The following is a 17,308-nucleotide window of genomic DNA, read 5'->3' as shown; positions in this document are numbered from 1 at the left end:
GCGTCCGTGCAGATCTACCATTTACCGTCGCAGTTCTTTCTCGATTCGTGACCCGCACGCTGCTATTCCCCGTTGCTTCTCTGGTAATGGTGTTCTGAAACCCTTGCCTTGTGGGATCGCTCGGCGTTAGTGTTCGAATGATTTCATAGCGACATTGTTCAGGGAGCGGTCATGTATCGCACGCGAGTTCACAATCTTTTCGTTTCCTCTGACGGATATGCCGCGGGCGATTACGTGACGCTCGAAAAGCCGATCGGTGAGGCCGGGGCTCTTTTCAGCAAGTTCGATGGCCGGGTCATCCACGGCATTCATGGCGCCGACGGTCCAACGAGCGTGGACAAAGCAATATTCAGCATGTGGGGACAAGGAGTCGGCGCAGAACTCATGGGCCGCCGCAAATTCGGTCCGCAATCCGGGCAGTGGCCCGACGATGGCTGGGAAGGATGGTGGGGAGATGAACCTCCTTCCTCACACCGTGCTTCATCCTGACCCATTACCCGCGCGAGGCCATTGAGTTCACAAATGGCACCAGTTTCCACTTCGTAGATGCTTCTCCAGAAGAGGCACTGCGTCTTGCACGGGATGCGGCGGGCGGGCAGGATGTGCGGATCGGTGGCGGGCCGTCGACCGTGAGCCAATTCCTGCATGCGGATCTCATTGACTTCCTGCACATTGCCATCGTTTCCGTTGTGCTCGGCACTGGCGTGCGGATCTGGGATCATCTGGCTGGATTGGAAGACCGGTTCACCGTCGAATCGGTCAGCACCGCCAGCGGCCTGACGCATCAGCTGTGGAACCGTAAGGCTCGTGCGTAGGCAATTCAAACCTGGTGCTGAAATTGGTGCTGACCGAATGTCGGAGGGATCGCGTCTACCTGATATCAGGAATCGGCGTGAAGAAGTTGATTAGATTTCCGTCGGGATCTTTCAACAGTAGTGAGCGATTGCCCCATGGCATGTCGGTCGGTTCATTGACAAAATCTGTAACTACGCTTTGTAGCGCTAGGTAGGTAGCGTCGACATCAGCAACGCGAAAATCGAGGATCACGCTGTGATTCGCGCCAGCTTTCGCAATGCCTTCTCTCATTAATGGCACCGTCGCGGTGCTGGCAATGGCAAGCGTCCCGGCGGGAGTTCGAAGCTCAGCAAACATCGGATGAAGCCGCGCAGCAGTGATTCCGGTCAGGGCTTCATAGAACGAGACGAGAGTATCGACATTGTCGGTGAAAATTCGGGTGGCTGCCAATTGCATTGCTATCTCCTCTGGTCGTGAATGCGGCCTGTGAACCTGGCCGCAGATTTGACGTTATTACCAATACCGGTCAGATTCTGGCCTGTATGTGGCGGATGTGGTGCACTCGCCACGTCCGGAAGCGACAAGACTAGATTGGCAGTCGTATTGACGTGAGATATATGGATAACAGCAGGGAAGTGTTGCGCATGCGGTCGATTATTGTTCGGGGACTCGATGGGTCATCAAGGAGTTGCAAGTTGCGCAGGCCAAACGCCATGGACGGTTGATAGTGGCCGAAGTCTGGGACATCTTGACATCCCACGTGCATCGACCGAACATCGCAGTCGCTTTGTTGAACGCTGTTGAAAGTTTTGGTGGAATTGATGAGCTGTTGATCCCCCAACGCTCAGATAGTGCCAGGGCGGTCGACTTCGATTGAAAATGTGATGGGTGACGAACGCGTGAGGATCGCATGAAACTAGAGCGCTATTACACTGCCGAGTGGGAATGGGGATGCTGTGGCGATCCTCTTCGAATTGGTGATATCGCGGAATTGGACGTTCAATACGACACCGAGTATGCCCAAACTATGCGTTCAGAGCTATCCTCTGTACTTCCTAAACCCATTACCGGCGTGGAAACTCACCAGGATGACGAAACAGTCGTTCGGCAAGGTCGCATCGTTGCGCTCGATGCCGTCATCGCAGATATGAAGTGGACGGTGACGCCTCGGACAACGCCGGACCCGCCGTTGCAGGATCTTGGTGGCGGAGTCTTCGTGAGCTTTGGCAACACTGAGCCCGGGGAAGCCGAAGGTGAAAGGCAGACAGGAACGAGCCGTCTCAAACCTGTCTCGGTAGTTCCTGATCCTGACGCGCAGCCTGAAGGGGCAGGGCCAGACCACACGGTGTTCGGGGAGCAAATCAGCCCGGAGATTTCCGGGTACCTGATCACACTTGAAGTGGACTAGGAGCCTCGTGAATACCCACTTTATTCAGCGTCCTGATGGAGTCTCGGTTGCGGTCGACGAGATAGGTTCCGACGGCCCGGTCGTCGTGTTGCTTCATGGGCTCGCGGGTAGCTCCAGAGAGATGATACCGACTGCCCGTGCACTGTCAGATCATCGTGTCCTTATGGTGGACCAGAGAGGACATGGCCGGACTACCCGTCGGCCTGAAGACCTATCACGCGCAGCGTTTGTCAGTGACGTCATCGCAGTGATCGAAGAATTGTCTCAGGGTCAGCGAGTGACGCTGGTTGGCCAATCCATGGGAGCACATACTGCCTTTCTCGTTGCTGCTACACGCCCGGACTTAGTCGACGGACTGGTCATGTTGGAAGGTCATGTCGCCGGCAACGAAGATCCTGAAGAAGCCGCCGGTCTGGGTAGGTACTTCGCATCGTGGCCAGCGCCATTTGCAGACGAAAAAACTGCACGTGAGTTCTTAGGTGATGAAGCGATTGTTGACGCATGGGTGGCTGACTTAAAGACAACACCAACAGGGCTAGTCCCACGTTTCGACGCAGATATCATGCAACGGACTATCGAAGCCGTACACGAGCCGTCTTGGGAGCAATGGCAGAAGTTGAGTGTTCCCACGGTCGCAATTTTTGCAAAAAATGGGATGTTCAGTGAAGCTGAAAAATCGGAGTTGATCCGACGTCGGCCAGATACCCACAGAGTGGATCTCTCTAGCGGTAGTCACGATGCCCATTTGGACAATTTTGAAGAGTGGATTGGAGTTCTCCAACTTTGGATGTCCCGTGAAGGCACAAGAGGTACTACCTCGCCCGAGCGCTGATCCAAGCCACAGTGGGAGCATCCTGGCGTAACCGTAGTCTGATCATTTCAGCGACTGCACTACTTGCACGAGATGGCCATCCGGGTCTTCGACCCAGGCGATGAGCAGGTTTTCCAGCCATCTCTCGGGTGGCTTAATAGCATTGGCGCCAAGCTCGACAAGTCGGGCGTAAGCAACAGGAACATCGTCTGTCCACAGGATCACCGCGGCGCGCTGCCCACTGGCAACGGGCTCCAGCCCGTGGTCTTCGCGGGTGCTGGATTCCGTGGCCAGCCCAATTCTGTATCCATCGAGCACGAGGTCCACGTGAATCGGGGTTCCGGTTTCGGGCGTCCGGAAGGCCTCCTCGAACCCGAGCGCGCGGTAGAAATCGCTGGCTCGGTTGATATCACGAGTGAACAGAACAATTTGAGGCGAACGGAACAGATCCATTCGTCAATTCTTATTTCATTTGGTCTCGAAGGCAACAAGCGGGTCAATGTCAGCGCACATCGTCGAAAGCAAACTCAATTTCCCCGACGGAGGCATGGTGGAGCCTTTTCACTCCGGTCCGGTGCTCGCGAACCCTGTGCTCGGCCCACATGCGCCGGAAGGTCTCGCTCTGCGTGGAAAGCTCCCCGATCAGGGCCTGAAGGGCCAGGTCGTGGGTCCTGTCCGGCTTGGGTGCGCAGCAACGCTACGGTCATATCCGCAGCTTCATCCCAGTCCCGGTAGAAGCGCTGGGACCGCGCATCGAGGAAAACATAGCGCGGGAAGCTCGGTGGTTTTTGCTCCTGTTCAAACACCTCGGAATGCAGTGCCGTCGCCAGTGCATTGGCGGCCACCAGCTCGCTGCGCCCATTTTGCACAATGGCAGGCACAGTGCTCATCGCGTCAAGCAACTGTTGCAGCGCTGGGTGGATCCGTTGCCTTTTGATCCGTGAAGTTCGGCGTGGCGCAGGTGAGTCCGCGGCATGGATCAACCGTCGCAGGTGCTCGGTTTCAAGGTCATCCAACTGCAGGGCGCGGGCCAAGCCATCGATCACTGCAGGCGAGGCACCGGTGGCGACGCCACGTTCAAGGCGGTTGTAGTACTCCACGCTGATCCCGGACAAGAGCGCAACCTCTTCACGGCGCAGTGCAGGCACTCGACGCCGTCCGCCGTAGTCGGGCAGGCCAACCTGTTGCGGGGTGAGCCGAGCTCGTCGGGTCGTAAGGAACTCCTTGATGTCACCTTTTGCCTGCATGCCTCAAGTGTACGTAGCTGGTGGCCGCTGAGGGTGGCCCCGTCAGTACACGTATAAAGCGGGCGTGGTGGGCCTTTTGAAGCAACGGTCTACTTGATGATGAAAGATATTTCCCCGAAAGGATTCAAGGACAATGACTGATCAACAGGTTTGGCTCATCACCGGCGCAGCTCGAGGCATGGGAATCAACATCGCCAAGGCGGCGCTGGCTGCGGTATATCGAGTCATCGCCACCGCCCGTTCAGAAGCCAAGGTGACGCAGGTTCTGGCGAGCATGAAGCGCTGATCCCAATCGCACTGGACATCACCGATGAAGCTTCGGCACAGAACGCCATCGAGCGTGCCGAAGAGCGCTTCAGGCGCATTGACGTGCTGGTGAACAACGCCGGCATGTTCTACGCAGAATTCTTCGAGACCCTGAGCTCGGCCCAAGTCCGTGCGCAGATGGAAATGAACTTCTTCGGAACGCTGAACGTGACCCGGGCCGTGCTGCCGGTCATGCGTGCCCAGCGCAGTGGACGCGTTGCCACCATTACTTCCTTGGCAGGCGCCGTTGGCGGGGAATTCACCTCTGCTTACGCTGCCTCGAAGTTCGCGTTGGAGGGCTGGATGGAGTCGATCGCACCAGAGCTGTCCCGCTTCGGTATTGGCACGACCATTGTCGAGCCTGGATTCTTCCGCACTGAGCTGCTGGTCGAAGGCGCCTCCACGATCTGGCCAGAAGTCAGCGTCGAGGACTATGACCAGGCGACCGAACAGACCATTGAGGCGTGGAAGGGCATGAACGGACAGCAGGCCGGAGATCCTGCCAAGCTCGCTGCCAGCCTGGTCAAGGTGCTCGCACTCGACGAGCCGCCGCTGCGTTGGGTCGCCGGTGCAGACGCTGTTGAGGCGATTGCCGCCAAGGGCCAGCAGCTGAGGGCTGAGGCTCACGCGCATGCGGACCTGTCCACCGGGCTTGGCCACGAGGACTAAAACAAACCACGAAGGGAGCGTTCAAGTGAACAAGTTGAACGGAACCGTAGCAATTGTCACCGGTGCCAGTAGCGGCATCGGGCACGCCACCGCATTGGAGCTTGCCCGCCAGGGGCGCATCGGTAGCACTGGTTGCCAGGCGCAAGGATCGACTGGCAACACTGGTAGCAGAAATTGAAGCAGCCGGCGGCAGCGCCTTGGCTCTGGCAACGGATATCGCCGATCGCGATCAGGCCTTCGCCGCCGTTGCCGCACCGTTGATGTGTGCCGGGGTGACCGTATGGGAGCCATTGCGCGCCATGAACGTGGGCCTTGGCACGCGGGTAGCCGTCGTGGGACTTGGCGGTCTAGGCCACCTCGCCGTCAAATTGGCGGTTGTCTTGGGTGCTGACACCACGGTCATCAGCCGCACCGCAGACAAAGCCGAAGATGTTGCACGCTTGGGCTCACAGCGATTGTTGCTCTCGACCGACGAGGCCGCCATGTCAGCAGTGCGTGGGCAATTCGATGTCATCCTCGATACTGTGGCAGTCAATCACGAATTGGCGCCATACCTTTCGCTGCTGGCGCTGGATGGGGAACTGTGCCTGCTCGGATACCTCGGCGACGTATCGCTAGCAGCCACCGACCAGCTGATCGGACGCAAGAAGCTATCGTCAGCGGGAAGCGGCGACCGCCGACGGACTGCGGAACTGCTGGAATTCTGTGCTGAACACCAGGTGGTTGCGGACGTCGAGGTACTGCCTTCCACGCGAGTCGAAGAGGCACTTGAACGTTTGGCCCGCGGCGACGTCCGGTATCGCTTCGTGCTGGATATGTCTGATCTCGACGACTAGGGCGAAGCGCGTGTCCTTAGCCGGTCATAGCGAAATTCCACGGCCGGATGCGTACGTCGAACAACCCGGATGTCACGGACTCATCGGCGCGAGCCAGCGTTGAAATCTTTTGAATGCCCACAGAATGGGGTACGCGAACGACGGTCATTCCCTCGCCATCAGCGTCGCTAAAAGAACCGGCCGCGACGAGCCAGCCCTCCTGCGCCAGCGAGCGGAGGACGGCCAGATGCTTCACGAAGCGGGGATCCTTTGACATCGGGCTTGTCGCGGTCGGACCCGGCGTGTGGATCAGAGCGACCCACACCAGCGCATCAGCCTTGCCGTCAGTGCTCGTCATAAGCTCATGTTAACAAGGCCCAAGGCCATGCAGAAGAGGAAAGACCTAGCCTTTCAGGATCTGCGCAATCCATTGGCTGCGGGTGGAAATCATCTTCTTGCCCAACACGGAATCCGGAGCGCTCATGTCAAAGCCGTGGTAGCCGCCGGGCCACACATGAAGCTCAGCTTGGACGCCGCTCTGCCAGAGCAATGTCGCGTAGGCGACGTCTTCATCCCGGAACACTTCTGCCGAACCACAATCGATATAGGCCGGAGGCAGACCAGACAAATCCGTCGCGCGCGCCGGTGCGGCATAGGTGGACACCTCGTCGGTGCCCTTGCGCTCGCCGAGCAGTGCGCTCCAGCCCAAGATGTTGCTGCCCCGGTCCCAAATCCCTTCTCCATCAATCTGCACTGTAGAGACCGTAGCGTCCCGGTCATCAAGCATCGGATAGATGAGCACCTGGCCTGCCAGTGCTGGGCCCTTGCGGTCCCTGGCTAGCAGAGCGATGCCCGCAGCCAATCCACCGCCTGCACTGGCGCCGGCAATAATGAGGCGGTCGGGATCGATGCCGAGCTCCTCGCCATGCTCACTGGTCCACAGCAAGCCGGCGTAGGCGTCTTCGACAGGATAGGGGTCGGGGAATTCGGGAGCCAGGCGATATTCGACGGTGATTGCCACCGCGTCGTTTTCGATGACCCATGGCAGGAACTGGCTCAACCCTGCCCATCGGTCGTCGATGACCATCCCTCCGCCATGGGGGTAATAGATTCCAGGTCCGCGCCCTGTGCGCCCTTCACGCTGCAAAACCGATATCTCGATCTCCGCGCCCTCGAAACCTGGGATCGTGACATCGCGGCGAACGATGCCCGTCCCAGCCAGCACTTCCTCCGGTGGAACCTCGACAGGATTGGCTTGTCGAAGCAGCGGAATCATCTCTGCCGTCAGCGTTGGCGGAAGCTGGGCTTCGGCAGAAGAAAGAATTGCTTCTAATTCTGGATCGAAGGGCGGTCGCGGATGGGCGAGTGGCATTAAAAATCCCTCTTCCTCGGGGGGGCAGGACAGCGGCGTATGTGTCAGACTACTCCGAAAGCAGTGGTCAGACAGCCAGTTTCAGCAACTCCTCGCGCTGAATTGTGAGTGCGGGATCATGTGCGGGGGACCGCTGGAAACTAGGGCTTGGTCGCGATGCCATCGAGCCACAAAGTATCCGACTCGTCGCTGTGCGTGCCGCCACTGCCGACATGTTTACTGCTGATCGTTGGGTCCTTTTGAATGACATGCACTAGCGCCATGCCGTGCCCGCGACCCAGTTCGTAGTCGTCCTTCAACCAAGCCAAGATCTCGGATGCTTTGGTCCCGGGCGCATCGAGCCCCTTCTCATGGGCGATGGCTATGAGCTGTCGCGGAGTCAGGCCTGTCTTTTTCTCGATAGTGTCCAAATACGCTTGGAAGGACATGGGGTCGCCTGTCGATGATAGGAGAGGGCGCCGAGCGGCGCTTAGACGGTAGACTACCTTCCGATTTTGACGCTGGGCAAGGCTTTTCCTCGACCGGTACTTTGGCAACGAGCGAGCTTGGGGGCCTCGTGGCGGTGCTGGATTCGTGGCAGTATGCATTGCATGACTAAGCCCGTATCAGCATTGCCCGTTCCAACTTTGCAGACTGCGCGCCTGAGGCTGCGGGGTTTTGCCGAATCGGATGGCTCCAATCTCTACGCATTGCAGAGTAACGCAAAGGTGCTGCGCTACTGGGATTCTCCGCCTTGGAGCGATCAGTCGTCGATCGCCAGATTCATGGAAGGCAACGCGCGAATGGCCGATGAAGGAACAGGAACCCGGCTGGTCATTGAACGACAATCGGACTCCGCGTTCCTGGGATGGTGCACCTTCAATTCGTGGAACCCGGAATTCCGTAGCGCGTCCGTAGGCTATTGCCTCAGCGAAGCATCCTGGGGCCGGGGATATGCCACTGAAGCGGTCGAGGCCTTGCTGGGCTGGGCCTATCAAACTGTTGATCTAAACCGAGTCCAAGCTGAAGCGGATACGCGCAATATTGCCTCGGCCAGAGTCCTGGAGAAACTCGGATTTCGGCTTGAAGGCACCCTGCGCCAGGACTGCACCGTCAACGGAGATACTTCGGATTCCTGGGTCTATGGATTGCTTCGCCAGGACTGGGAGGAGCGACTTGATTACCAAGGCGCCAAGAAAGCCCGCATAGCTCGCCTAGATGAACCAGTTCCGAAGGATGTGGAACGATTGTTGGCCACGGTGCCCGAATGGTTTGGCCAGCCGGAAACGAACAAAGAGTACATCGAAGCTGCTCAAGCCAAGGAGACCTGGACAGTCCGCGATGAGTCAGGAGCTGTTCTCGGCGTGACGCTTGTTGACCGGCACTTCCGGCACGTTGCCGAAATCCACTTGATGCTCGTGGACCGCCAGGCGCACGGAACCGGCGTCGGCACCGCGATGATGACAGCCATCGAGGCTGATGCTCGTGCCAGAGGTGCACGCCTTTTGGAAGTCAAGACTCTCGGCCCATCGCACCCAGATGCTGGATACGCCAGGACACGCCATTTTTATGAGGGTTGCGGTTTTCTCGCCCTGGAGGAAACTGATCTCTGGGGACCTGAAACGCCGTGCTTGATCATGGTCAAGCCGTTGTGAGCGCAGGGGAGTACTGCGCCGCGTGCACCATTAAGCCTCGATTCATTGCGGGCCGCACTTCGATGGGAGCTAGCTTGCAGCCGTCACCGCTCCGGCAACATAAGCAGCCTGGCCAATGTGCTGAGTGGCGTCATCGACGATGGAAACCAGACGCACGCCACGGGTCACCGGTGTCTCCCAGCTGGTGTCGATAACCTCATCCAGATCGGTTTCGGCCAACACATTGATGTAGTCCGCGAGTGCTCGAAGGCAGGCTTCCACGTAGTCCACCAAAAGCTGTCGATCTGAAACCTGAATCTTGCGGGCCTGCTCAGTGGTGTGCCCATAACCCACGGAATCGCCAAGTTCACCCAAATCAAAACGTTCGCGGAAGGACTCCCAGACTTCAGGCTTGCCGTAGAGGTGGGATAGCTGGACATCAATTTCGCGGCCGGTGTGCCACAGCAACCAAGCAATAGAATTCGGATGATTCTCTGGATGCGCATTCAGCTGTTCGCCGGTTAGCTCCGGGAGGCGATGAGCTGCATCGATAGGACGTTGGATAAAATCTGCAAATATTGCGTGGGCATTCATAGTTCCATTGTGCCTGTTGGATCTCGAAATTGAATATGACCGGCCGGAATAGATGCAGCTGCAACAGCGGGGTCGGCTACGCTGTAGACAGTTGGAGGACGGCCTATCCGCCTTGGGGCAGGAAGCGGGAATGTCATGTACGTGGATCAGCTATTTGCTTTGCGTTCGGGTGTGTTCAGGCTTCCTGACGGGCAACCGGCAAGATTCAAAGCGCACGAACTCGGAGAACTGCATATCCGCTCGGGCATAGCGGCCGTATGCGATCCGCTGTTGTTGCAGACACCTGGGATGATTAACGTGCCTGCCGGCGACCATCGGGTTGTTGCGACTATCGCGCATGTTCCGGAAAGCTATGACTACTCCTTGAGCCGACCTGCTTACCTGAGTCTTGTCATTTCTGATGAACCAACCGTTTCCGTGGCACCTGCGCAATTCCTCCAAACGGGCTTGGACGCTGGGACTCGTGCCATTGCCGGTGTTTCGGGATTACCAGACCTTCGCGGAATCCCGTCTTCGGACATGTCCAGCGTGGCGATCACGGATGCCGAGGCTATCGCCCCAGGCATGCCAGCAGACCCTGCCACCTGGTTCGAGTCCGTCATATCTCCCAGTGATGCTTCTGGCTGGTTCGATCGGATGGACACCGAAATTGATGGCCCGCTCGGTTCGCTGATCACCCCGCTGCCCATGGCAAGCAATGGCGAGAATATCGCAATGCTCATTGCCTCGTCCCGACCGGGTTTTTCCAGTGCTGGAAACGAGGGATGCACAGGGCGAGATCACTGGAATCCATATAGACCTTCTGGTCATCGGCCAAATCAGCGAAGTCCTCAGGGCCTTTGATGTCCAAGACGACATTGCGATGGAATTTGCTGAATTCGAAGAGCGCGGCTCTCAAAAGCCACGGGGCTTGCTGTCGCGCTTGAAGAGCATTTTCATCCGCTGATCCAGCAGCAATACGCCAACAGAGATATCAAGCGCCGCATGCGCTAGGCCAGGGAACTTACGCCAACACGAAGGTATAGGCTGAGGCCATGACGACCTTGAGCGAAATGGCGGGAAAATACGCACTGGTCACTGGAGGGTCGAGTGGCATCGGGGTGGCAATTGCCAACGAGCTTGCTGCCGCCGGTGCCAACATCATTCTGGTGGCTCGGGCATCGGATCGACTCGAACAGACGGCCGCTGGACTGAGCCAGAATCATGGCGTGACTGGCGAAAACATTGCCTCGAATCTCCATAGCCCGGGAGCTGCTAGCGAATTGATCGCAAAAGTCGCCGAGGTGGGAATCGATATCGAGATGCTGGTCAACAGCGCAGGAACGAGTTCCAAGGACTTGGTTGCCGAATACGAGCCTGCCATCCTGAGGCAGCTTGTTGATCTGAACGTCGGGGCGCTGACTGAATTAACCACAATGGTTGTCGCCGATATGGTCCGACGAGGGCACGGGGCGATCATCAACGTAGCCAGCACGGGAGCCTATAGCCCGGCCCCGCTTTTGGCCGTCTATGCAGCATCAAAAGCATATGTGCTGTCTTTTACCCAGGCTTTGTGGGCGGAGACCCGCGATAGCGGGGTGCGGGTAGTGGCTGTCAGCCCTGGACCGACCTTGACTCCCATGAACTCTGCACCTGCACGCGGAAAACGGCAGCCGGAGCAAGTCGCTTGGACTGCCTTGTCGGCGCTGGAAGCCAACGGACCTGCCGTCATTGATGGCGGGATGAACAAGGCGAGTGCATTGCTGGCTCGACTTTTGCCGCCTCGGTTCATGGCACCGCTCGCCAAGCGAATGCTGCAACCAAAATAAATATGGAAGTTCACGGCGCGGTTTGCATTTGTGCTGATCCAATCAAGCTTTGAACCACTCGCAGTTCTACAGTTGGAGGCCAAGATGAAACTTCATCACGTACAGATCTCGATGCCCAGTGGAGAAGAAGAGGAAGCTCGCCGGTTTTATGCCCAAGCTCTCGGTCTTCACGAGGCCACGAAACCACCTTCTTTAAGAGGTCGAGGTGGTTGCTGGTTCCGAGCCTATGATGGTGACGTCGTCATCGCGGAAATCCATCTCGGCGTTGATGAGCCTTTTTCTGCGGCTCGAAAAGCTCATCCTGGGCTTGTTGTCGACTCTTTAGAGGAGCTGGAAGCAACCGCACAGAGGATAGAAAGCCAAGGTTATGAATCGTCCTGGGCGGAGCGCGATACCTTCGAAGGGTATGTACGATTTCATGCCCGTGACGGATTCGGCAATCGTATCGAAATCATGACGCCAGCCTCGCGGTAAAGAGCGACGTGAAGGCTGTGGCGGTGGTGCGCTATCTCTTGCGCGAGCATTGCCAGATTAGAGAGCTTGTTGCCCGGTCATCTCGCTGGATTTCCAGGGGTGGGCCGGGCACGCACCTCTATTTCTTGTCAGTGACGACGGCGATCTGGCGAATAAATGTTCCATCCACGGCTGAACGCAGAAGGAAGTCGGCAACGCTTGCACGGGACGTTGCTGGAACGAGCGGCAGCTTCGAAACATTATCCAGCTCGGTTGCTGTGTACGACTTCCCGGCGTGATCGTTCAAGGCACCAGGGTATTCAAGGGTCCAAACCAGGTCACTTGCGATCAAGAGCTGTTCGGAGTTGGCTTTGTCGGCGTAGACCTTTTTCAGCATGGTGCGGAAGAGCGTCGAAGCAATCCAGGAGGCCTTGGCAAGGGAGTCTCCTACGCCAAAAGCAGAGAGCAAGACGAAACGGTTAACACCTGAGATCTTGGAAGAGGCAATGACAGCGCGGACCATGTCAGTTATCAGCGTTGGAGTCTCGCTGATGCTACGGACACCCAATGCGCTAATGATCGCATCGTGCCCGGTTGCTGCGTTGGCAATGGCATTGGCGTCGGTGACGCTGCCCTGGACAATCTGGACTCGCGGGTCGATGTCGACCTTGGCGTTTCGAACCAGGGCAGTGACTTCGTGCCCCTCGTCGAGTGCCTTGGTGATGAGCAGGGCACCTGTGCGTCCGGTTGCGCCGATAACAAGCAGTTTCATGACGGTTCTCTTTCTACTGAAAAATTCATGGCATGACGTGAGTCCGATGAGGGGGTCGCGCTGCAAGGAGTGTGTTGCGCAACGGTCAGGGGAGATATCGCAATATTCAGCGATATATCGTCAGGAACATTGACTGCTTTAGTCAATGTTATTGACCATGCCAATAAGTTAGTTGATAACCTTCAAGGGTTTTACCCGGTGTAAGGATCGGTGATTTCGCGCAGTTGCCACAGGAGGTCTTCCAGTAGTGCAAAGTTTCGCGACCCCAGGTATTCCCTCCATTCCGCATGGATCGCATCCATTGTGGCCATGGCGACTTTGACCGCGTCCAATCCACGCTTTTCGAGAACTATGAGCCGGGCGCGACCGTCGGAAGGATCGGGAATTCGAGCCACGTATCCCAGCTTTTCCAGCTGGTCAACGAGAACCCCCGCGCTCTGTTTGCTCATTTGGGCCTGGTCGGCAAGATCTGTAAGGCGGGATCCTTCAGGCGAAATGCGCTGCAGCACTCTGCACTGTGCGAGCGTCCAGTCGTTGAAGCCGGCATCCTGGACCGCTTTGAACATGCGGTCCTCGGTGTGGCGATAGGGGATGAAAAGAGACATTCCCAAATCGGTTTTCTGTTCTTGATCCATATTCTTCATGCCCTCTGGGTTGTTACGCGCCGGTTGATATGTCACTGGCCTGCCATTGCCTGGTGGCCTTACGTGGCGTGCGGTTGCGCTGTCGATAAGTGGCTGTTGGAGGTCCTGGGTGACCGCCTCTTTGTTGCGGGTTTATCAGTTACGAACCAAGGGTGGTTAGTAATATAAGCTGACTAGATATGTAGTGATCCGCTAATAAGATTTCTACATGGTTTCAGGTGACAGGTCAGTGCTTCTCATTGTTGATATGCAACAAGGCGCGGTTTCCGGGTGCTTCCAGGAAAAAGAGGCAATCCAGCGTGTGGCTTCGCTGGTGGAACGCGCGCGAGGAAAAGAAGTTCCTGTCGTGTCGGTGGTGCACGATCCAGTGGGTGCGGGAACCACCGATTCGGAACTTGTCCGCGGCTTGACTCGGCTGCCAAACGAGCCGGTTATTCGCAAGGAATATCGCGATTCGTTCACCCGGAGCGACCTAACTCCTGATTTCGACCGTCTGGGGGAGAAGCTTCTGGTCGCGGCAGGTGACCAGAGTGATTTCTGTATCCGGATCACAACTCAACGTGCTGCCGTGTTGGGCTTAGACGTCACGCGCGTGGTCGATGCTCACACCACCTAGGATGCAGATTGGGGCGGAACGAAAATCGCAGCCCAGGAAATCATTGCTCGTACGAACATTTATTTTGCTGGGCTGCGATATCCCGGGAAGAGATTCGATGTCCGCTCGTCCACGGGCCTATCATTTGGCATGCACAATTGATGGCTATTTGAATGAAACTAGTCTTGCTGCGCCGCCTGTGTGCTAGGCCGTCGAGCTGAGAGTATGGTGCAAACCATCAGTGCAACGAGCAGGATTGCCGAGAAGGCCAGCGCGATCCACGCAATAACGTCGCTCGTTGAGCTCTGTGAGCTGATAGACCAGCGAATGGCGTAGGAAGCCATGGCCCCAGTTGGGAATGCCAGAGCCCACCAGCCGATATGAAATCCGCCTCGCAGGTACCGCGAAGCCAAGAAAATTTGCATCAACAGCAAGAGTACGATGATGCCGGCCAGGCCTTGCTGTACTGCGTCTAAGATGCCGTTGCGCAATGAAAACCACGCGAGCCCGGCCGTGACGGGTGGGGTCACGAGAACAGCAAGAGTTGGTTTCAGAGGGCGGGGGAGATCGGGTCCGTGTAGCAGGCGCAAGAAAATAATGGTTCCCATGGACAGCCAGTAGAAACCGCCGACAGCGATGGCCCCGACGGCCAGGGAAGGGAATCCTGTCGCAGTCAGAGTCATGCTGGCGATGAAAGGGCCGGCGATGACGGGCAGGGCATAGCCCGGATGGATGTGTTCCAGTTGCATCTCGCCGCTGAGCCACACGGCCAGCAGTCGGGCGCATACCAGAGACAGCAATGCGACGAAACCGAGGCTGAGTGCTGATTGGGCGGTTGATCCCAGATGTGGCCCGTAATGGCTTGTCAACAGCAGCGCAATGATCGGAATGTAGGCCAGGAGCGGTCCGTCGGAAGGATTGCGGAAGTCATCGCGCAGGTAAGCGAAGCGGCGGGGCGTCAAAGGCGCGCGAGCCGCGGTGACGATAAGCCACCACAGCGCGCTGGCGCCGAACAGGATTTCCGAAATGAATGCGGGTGCGCCGAAATACAGATGAGCCAGGCTCCAGGCGCTTCCGGCTCCGCCAAATCCAAGGGAGATCCCTAGGGTTGAGTGCCGCAGCCTTCGCGAGTCGCCCGCCGAATGGCGTGCTCGCTCAACGGTAGCTTGTGGTGAATGGGTCATTTGGCCACGGCTCCTCGGCGCACGATCTTGCCGAAAGTCTGTACCGCCAAGCGGCGAGGCAGGAGTCGAGGCAGCGTAGCAATCACCTTGTTGATAGGACCTGAAACGACGCTTGGGGGAGGGGTGCGACGGTCAAGTACCCGGAGGGCGGTTCTTACTACTTGGGCCGAGGTCTGCATGGGAGCTCCGGCGCTCATTTGATCTGATCCGGCGACGTCGAAAAATTCTGTGCGTGTTGGCCCGGGGCCCAGCGCCAGGATCCGAAGATCATTGTCTTGCATTTCTTCCCACAGCGCCTCCGTGAAGCTCAATACGAAGGCCTTGGTGGCGCCATAGACCGCAGCTGTTGGCCATGACTGGTATGCCAGGAGGCTGGCGACGTTGACCAATACGCCGCGAAGGTCTGGGAGGAAGGCGTGTGTGGCGTCGACCAGGGCGGCGACGTTGAGGGTGATCTCTTGCTGTATTCGTTCCGCGTCCTCCTGTGTGAAATCCCCGTGTGTTCCAAATCCAGCGCAATTGATCAGGCTGGTGGCTTTGACGCCGCGTTGGGTGAGTTCTTGATGCAGGCGTCGTCCGGAGTCTGCCGTGGCGAGGTCGAACGGAACCGTCGTCACGCTGATCCCGTATTTGCCCGTCAGATCCGATTCAAGGTCATGGAGTCGATCCGCCCTGCGGGCGACCAGTATGAGGTTGGAGCCGCGGGCTGCTAATTGCCGTGCGAATTCTGCGCCAAGCCCGGAACTGGCACCGGTGACAAGTGTAGTTTCCTGAGTGTAGTCAATTTTATCCATGTCGGCATCCTATACTTACTTTGGCACTGGGTGCCAAAAGGTGTCGAACTTCGCTATGATGGCGTTATGAATGAAGTTGGTCTTCGAGAACGCACGCGCCTGGCAGTAAGAGCCGATATCAGCAAGACGGCAATGGACATGTTCCTTGCCCAGGGCTTCGACGCCACGACGGTTGATGAGATTGCTGAGCGGGTCGGGGTGTCTAGGAGGTCGCTCTTTCGCTATTTCACCTCTAAGGAAGAGATGGCCGCGGCAGACATTGCAGTTCGCGGAAATGAGATGCTCGCCGCACTCAAGGAACGGCCAACCGATGAATCGCCGTGGGATTCGCTATATGCCGCAGCATTCAGCTCGGACGGCCGGGGGCCAATGAGTTCCAAGGATCGAACTTTGCAAGTAGCCCAACTCCTGCGGCAGACCCCAGCCTTGCAGCGATTCCGCCTTGAAAAACAAAAACGGTGGCAAGATTTGCTCGCCCCCGAAATTGCGCTGCGTATTCATGGGGATGGCCGCGACATCGCAGCCCGCGGCATTGTTGCCACCGCGCTCTCCTGCCTTGATGCGTCAGTAGATATCTGGGTGGAATCCGGCGGTGAAGGAGACGTCCTCGACGTTTTCCGCACCATGATCGCTGCAGTTCGCGGCTGACTGCCAACCAGAAAAGAGGCCTATGTGAACGACTACGACCCGCGCATCGTCGCGCTCTACGACGCCGATAACCCAGACGGCCCGGATCACGACTATTACCGCTCGCGAGCCGATCAAATAGGTGCACGGCGAATTATCGACGTCGGCTGCGGCACCGGAATTCTCACCGTCACCTTGGCCGGCAAAGACCGGGAAGTCCTCGGCCTTGATCCATCGACAGCCATGCTCGAATATGCGCGGGTACGCCCAGGTGCAGAACGAGTGCAATGGATTGAAGGCGATTGCCGTGTGCTCAACCATAGGTCATTCGACTATGCCGTGATGTCGGGCAACGTCGCCCAGCACATTCCGGATCCACTGTGGCAACAAACCTTAGAAAACTTGAGAAGGAATCTAGCGATCGATTCGTTGCTGTGCTTTGAAAGCCGGAACCCATTACGTCGCGCATGGGAAACCTGGGCAAAGGAAGAGCCAACCACAAGGATGACTCCCTTTGGTTTGCAGACCGAGTGGTGCCAGACAAGGGAACTGGGCGACGGGAAGGTTCTGCTCGAATCATTCGCTCGATTCGAAGACAGTGGCGAGATAGTGCAAGACGATGTGGTGCTGGTTTTCCGTACGGACCAGCAAATTAACTCGCAATTGGAGGCGGCGGGCTTCGTTGTTGAAAATATTTGGGGGACCTGGGACCGGACACCATTCGATGGCAGCCAAGCAGTCATGATTTTTGAGGCCCGGGCAAGATGAACAGGTTCAAACCAGTCGAATTGGGTGACGCGC

Annotated in this window: 22 protein-coding genes and 2 pseudogenes; 13 read left to right on the top strand and 11 right to left on the bottom strand. The window is 57.5% G+C overall.

Annotated elements, in window-relative coordinates; all coding sequences use genetic code 11:
• The first annotated feature begins 171 nt into the window (after positions 1-171).
• Together D3791_RS16865 and D3791_RS16860 are read left to right on the top strand one after the other, a co-directional pair.
• The gene (locus D3791_RS16865; RefSeq protein WP_343034513.1) at positions 172-489 is read left to right on the top strand and encodes a hypothetical protein; all 318 of its coding nucleotides are present in this window, start codon (positions 172-174) and stop codon (positions 487-489) included.
• A 113-nt stretch (positions 490-602) separates the two neighbouring features.
• Positions 603-815 (top strand): dihydrofolate reductase family protein, encoded by a 213-nt coding sequence (locus tag D3791_RS16860; protein ID WP_343034512.1) that lies wholly within the window; start codon positions 603-605, stop codon positions 813-815.
• A gap of 55 nt (positions 816-870) precedes the next feature.
• Here the strand turns inward: D3791_RS16860 and D3791_RS02485 are convergent, their stop codons facing one another.
• Positions 871-1,251: a VOC family protein gene (locus tag D3791_RS02485; RefSeq protein WP_172511213.1), complete on the bottom strand. Its 381-nt coding sequence runs from the start codon at positions 1,249-1,251 to the stop codon at positions 871-873.
• Between the two features lie 454 nt (positions 1,252-1,705).
• On the opposite strand from D3791_RS02485, the gene D3791_RS02480 reads away from it, so the two are divergent.
• Both D3791_RS02480 and D3791_RS02475 read left to right on the top strand, forming a co-directional pair.
• Positions 1,706-2,203 carry a DUF6578 domain-containing protein gene (locus D3791_RS02480; protein ID WP_172511212.1) on the top strand — a complete coding sequence of 166 codons (498 nt, stop codon included), beginning with the start codon at positions 1,706-1,708 and terminating at the stop codon, positions 2,201-2,203.
• Positions 2,204-2,210: 7 nt separating this feature from the next.
• Positions 2,211-3,035, top strand: a complete 825-nt coding sequence (locus D3791_RS02475; protein ID WP_172511211.1) for an alpha/beta fold hydrolase — start codon at positions 2,211-2,213, stop codon at positions 3,033-3,035.
• A 42-nt stretch (positions 3,036-3,077) separates the two neighbouring features.
• Here the strand turns inward: D3791_RS02475 and D3791_RS02470 are convergent, their stop codons facing one another.
• Positions 3,078-3,467 (bottom strand): VOC family protein, encoded by a 390-nt coding sequence (locus D3791_RS02470; protein WP_172511210.1) that lies wholly within the window; start codon positions 3,465-3,467, stop codon positions 3,078-3,080.
• 49 nt (positions 3,468-3,516) lie between these two features.
• A pseudogene (locus D3791_RS02465) lies at positions 3,517-4,261 on the bottom strand (helix-turn-helix domain-containing protein).
• Between the two features lie 133 nt (positions 4,262-4,394).
• Here D3791_RS02465 and D3791_RS02460 point away from each other — a divergent pair.
• Both D3791_RS02460 and D3791_RS02450 read left to right on the top strand, forming a co-directional pair.
• Positions 4,395-5,236: pseudogene (locus D3791_RS02460) on the top strand (SDR family oxidoreductase).
• A gap of 62 nt (positions 5,237-5,298) precedes the next feature.
• Complete coding sequence (locus D3791_RS02450) at positions 5,299-6,072, top strand: zinc-binding dehydrogenase (RefSeq protein ID WP_216847358.1); 774 nt, start codon at positions 5,299-5,301, stop codon at positions 6,070-6,072.
• 16 nt (positions 6,073-6,088) lie between these two features.
• Here D3791_RS02450 and D3791_RS02445 read toward each other — a convergent pair whose 3' ends face one another.
• The 3 genes from D3791_RS02445 to D3791_RS02435 form a co-directional block, all read right to left on the bottom strand.
• On the bottom strand, positions 6,089-6,409 hold the full coding sequence (locus tag D3791_RS02445) for a YciI family protein (protein WP_172511208.1): 321 nt from the start codon (positions 6,407-6,409) through the stop codon (positions 6,089-6,091).
• Between the two features lie 45 nt (positions 6,410-6,454).
• Positions 6,455-7,423: an alpha/beta hydrolase gene (locus tag D3791_RS02440; protein WP_172511207.1), complete on the bottom strand. Its 969-nt coding sequence runs from the start codon at positions 7,421-7,423 to the stop codon at positions 6,455-6,457.
• A gap of 140 nt (positions 7,424-7,563) precedes the next feature.
• Positions 7,564-7,851 carry a DUF4287 domain-containing protein gene (locus D3791_RS02435; protein ID WP_172511206.1) on the bottom strand — a complete coding sequence of 96 codons (288 nt, stop codon included), beginning with the start codon at positions 7,849-7,851 and terminating at the stop codon, positions 7,564-7,566.
• A gap of 162 nt (positions 7,852-8,013) precedes the next feature.
• Between D3791_RS02435 and D3791_RS16705 the strand changes: the two genes are divergently transcribed.
• On the top strand, positions 8,014-9,057 hold the full coding sequence (locus D3791_RS16705; protein ID WP_246242278.1) for a GNAT family N-acetyltransferase: 1,044 nt from the start codon (positions 8,014-8,016) through the stop codon (positions 9,055-9,057).
• 69 nt (positions 9,058-9,126) lie between these two features.
• On the opposite strand, the gene D3791_RS02420 is transcribed toward D3791_RS16705, so the two are convergent.
• Positions 9,127-9,630 (bottom strand): mycothiol transferase, encoded by a 504-nt coding sequence (locus D3791_RS02420; protein ID WP_172511205.1) that lies wholly within the window; start codon positions 9,628-9,630, stop codon positions 9,127-9,129.
• A gap of 141 nt (positions 9,631-9,771) precedes the next feature.
• On the opposite strand from D3791_RS02420, the gene D3791_RS02415 reads away from it, so the two are divergent.
• The 3 genes from D3791_RS02415 (at position 9,772) to D3791_RS02405 (ending at position 11,912) form a co-directional block, all read left to right on the top strand.
• Positions 9,772-10,473: a hypothetical protein gene (locus D3791_RS02415; protein WP_172511204.1), complete on the top strand. Its 702-nt coding sequence runs from the start codon at positions 9,772-9,774 to the stop codon at positions 10,471-10,473.
• Positions 10,474-10,664: 191 nt separating this feature from the next.
• Complete coding sequence (locus D3791_RS02410; protein ID WP_172511203.1) at positions 10,665-11,438, top strand: SDR family NAD(P)-dependent oxidoreductase; 774 nt, start codon at positions 10,665-10,667, stop codon at positions 11,436-11,438.
• 84 nt (positions 11,439-11,522) lie between these two features.
• On the top strand, positions 11,523-11,912 hold the full coding sequence (locus D3791_RS02405) for a VOC family protein (RefSeq protein ID WP_172511202.1): 390 nt from the start codon (positions 11,523-11,525) through the stop codon (positions 11,910-11,912).
• Between the two features lie 118 nt (positions 11,913-12,030).
• Here the strand turns inward: D3791_RS02405 and D3791_RS02400 are convergent, their stop codons facing one another.
• Positions 12,031-12,663 carry an NAD(P)-dependent oxidoreductase gene (locus D3791_RS02400; protein WP_172511201.1) on the bottom strand — a complete coding sequence of 211 codons (633 nt, stop codon included), beginning with the start codon at positions 12,661-12,663 and terminating at the stop codon, positions 12,031-12,033.
• A gap of 191 nt (positions 12,664-12,854) precedes the next feature.
• The gene (locus tag D3791_RS02395) at positions 12,855-13,298 is read right to left on the bottom strand and encodes a MarR family winged helix-turn-helix transcriptional regulator (protein WP_172511200.1); all 444 of its coding nucleotides are present in this window, start codon (positions 13,296-13,298) and stop codon (positions 12,855-12,857) included.
• A 217-nt stretch (positions 13,299-13,515) separates the two neighbouring features.
• Between D3791_RS02395 and D3791_RS02390 the strand changes: the two genes are divergently transcribed.
• Entirely contained in the window at positions 13,516-13,923 is a 408-nt protein-coding gene (locus tag D3791_RS02390; RefSeq protein ID WP_172511199.1) for an isochorismatase family protein, read from the top strand.
• Positions 13,924-14,081: 158 nt separating this feature from the next.
• On the opposite strand, the gene D3791_RS02385 is transcribed toward D3791_RS02390, so the two are convergent.
• Complete coding sequence (locus D3791_RS02385) at positions 14,082-15,086, bottom strand: SLAC1 family transporter (protein WP_172511198.1); 1,005 nt, start codon at positions 15,084-15,086, stop codon at positions 14,082-14,084.
• On the bottom strand, positions 15,083-15,880 hold the full coding sequence (locus D3791_RS02380) for an SDR family NAD(P)-dependent oxidoreductase (RefSeq protein WP_172511197.1): 798 nt from the start codon (positions 15,878-15,880) through the stop codon (positions 15,083-15,085). Before D3791_RS02380 ends, D3791_RS02385 begins: the two co-directional genes overlap by 4 nt.
• Before the next feature lie 30 nt (positions 15,881-15,910).
• Here D3791_RS02380 and D3791_RS02375 point away from each other — a divergent pair, with 30 nt between their 5' ends.
• Together D3791_RS02375 and D3791_RS02370 are read left to right on the top strand one after the other, a co-directional pair.
• On the top strand, positions 15,911-16,528 hold the full coding sequence (locus D3791_RS02375; protein WP_172511196.1) for a TetR/AcrR family transcriptional regulator: 618 nt from the start codon (positions 15,911-15,913) through the stop codon (positions 16,526-16,528).
• A gap of 24 nt (positions 16,529-16,552) precedes the next feature.
• The gene (locus tag D3791_RS02370) at positions 16,553-17,275 is read left to right on the top strand and encodes a class I SAM-dependent methyltransferase (protein WP_172511195.1); all 723 of its coding nucleotides are present in this window, start codon (positions 16,553-16,555) and stop codon (positions 17,273-17,275) included.
• Positions 17,276-17,308 lie beyond the last annotated feature (33 nt).

The sequence above is a fragment of the Glutamicibacter mishrai genome (genome assembly GCF_012221945.1).
Classification (GTDB): Bacteria; Actinomycetota; Actinomycetes; order Actinomycetales; family Micrococcaceae; genus Glutamicibacter; species Glutamicibacter mishrai.
This window is presented reverse-complemented; position numbering and strand designations above follow the sequence as displayed.

Coding starts and splice junctions, on each gene's coding strand:
- D3791_RS16865 (WP_343034513.1), top strand. CDS start 172: ATGTATCGCACGCGAGTTCACAATCTTTTCGTTTCCTCTGACGGATAT.
- D3791_RS02485 (WP_172511213.1), bottom strand. CDS start 1,251: ATGCAATTGGCAGCCACCCGAATTTTCACCGACAATGTCGATACTCTC.
- D3791_RS02480 (WP_172511212.1), top strand. CDS start 1,706: ATGAAACTAGAGCGCTATTACACTGCCGAGTGGGAATGGGGATGCTGT.
- D3791_RS02470 (WP_172511210.1), bottom strand. CDS start 3,467: ATGGATCTGTTCCGTTCGCCTCAAATTGTTCTGTTCACTCGTGATATC.
- D3791_RS02445 (WP_172511208.1), bottom strand. CDS start 6,409: ATGACGAGCACTGACGGCAAGGCTGATGCGCTGGTGTGGGTCGCTCTG.
- D3791_RS02440 (WP_172511207.1), bottom strand. CDS start 7,423: ATGCCACTCGCCCATCCGCGACCGCCCTTCGATCCAGAATTAGAAGCA.
- D3791_RS02435 (WP_172511206.1), bottom strand. CDS start 7,851: ATGTCCTTCCAAGCGTATTTGGACACTATCGAGAAAAAGACAGGCCTG.
- D3791_RS16705 (WP_246242278.1), top strand. CDS start 8,014: ATGACTAAGCCCGTATCAGCATTGCCCGTTCCAACTTTGCAGACTGCG.
- D3791_RS02420 (WP_172511205.1), bottom strand. CDS start 9,630: ATGAATGCCCACGCAATATTTGCAGATTTTATCCAACGTCCTATCGAT.
- D3791_RS02410 (WP_172511203.1), top strand. CDS start 10,665: ATGACGACCTTGAGCGAAATGGCGGGAAAATACGCACTGGTCACTGGA.
- D3791_RS02405 (WP_172511202.1), top strand. CDS start 11,523: ATGAAACTTCATCACGTACAGATCTCGATGCCCAGTGGAGAAGAAGAG.
- D3791_RS02400 (WP_172511201.1), bottom strand. CDS start 12,663: ATGAAACTGCTTGTTATCGGCGCAACCGGACGCACAGGTGCCCTGCTC.
- D3791_RS02395 (WP_172511200.1), bottom strand. CDS start 13,298: ATGGATCAAGAACAGAAAACCGATTTGGGAATGTCTCTTTTCATCCCC.
- D3791_RS02390 (WP_172511199.1), top strand. CDS start 13,516: ATGGTTTCAGGTGACAGGTCAGTGCTTCTCATTGTTGATATGCAACAA.
- D3791_RS02385 (WP_172511198.1), bottom strand. CDS start 15,086: ATGACCCATTCACCACAAGCTACCGTTGAGCGAGCACGCCATTCGGCG.
- D3791_RS02380 (WP_172511197.1), bottom strand. CDS start 15,880: ATGGATAAAATTGACTACACTCAGGAAACTACACTTGTCACCGGTGCC.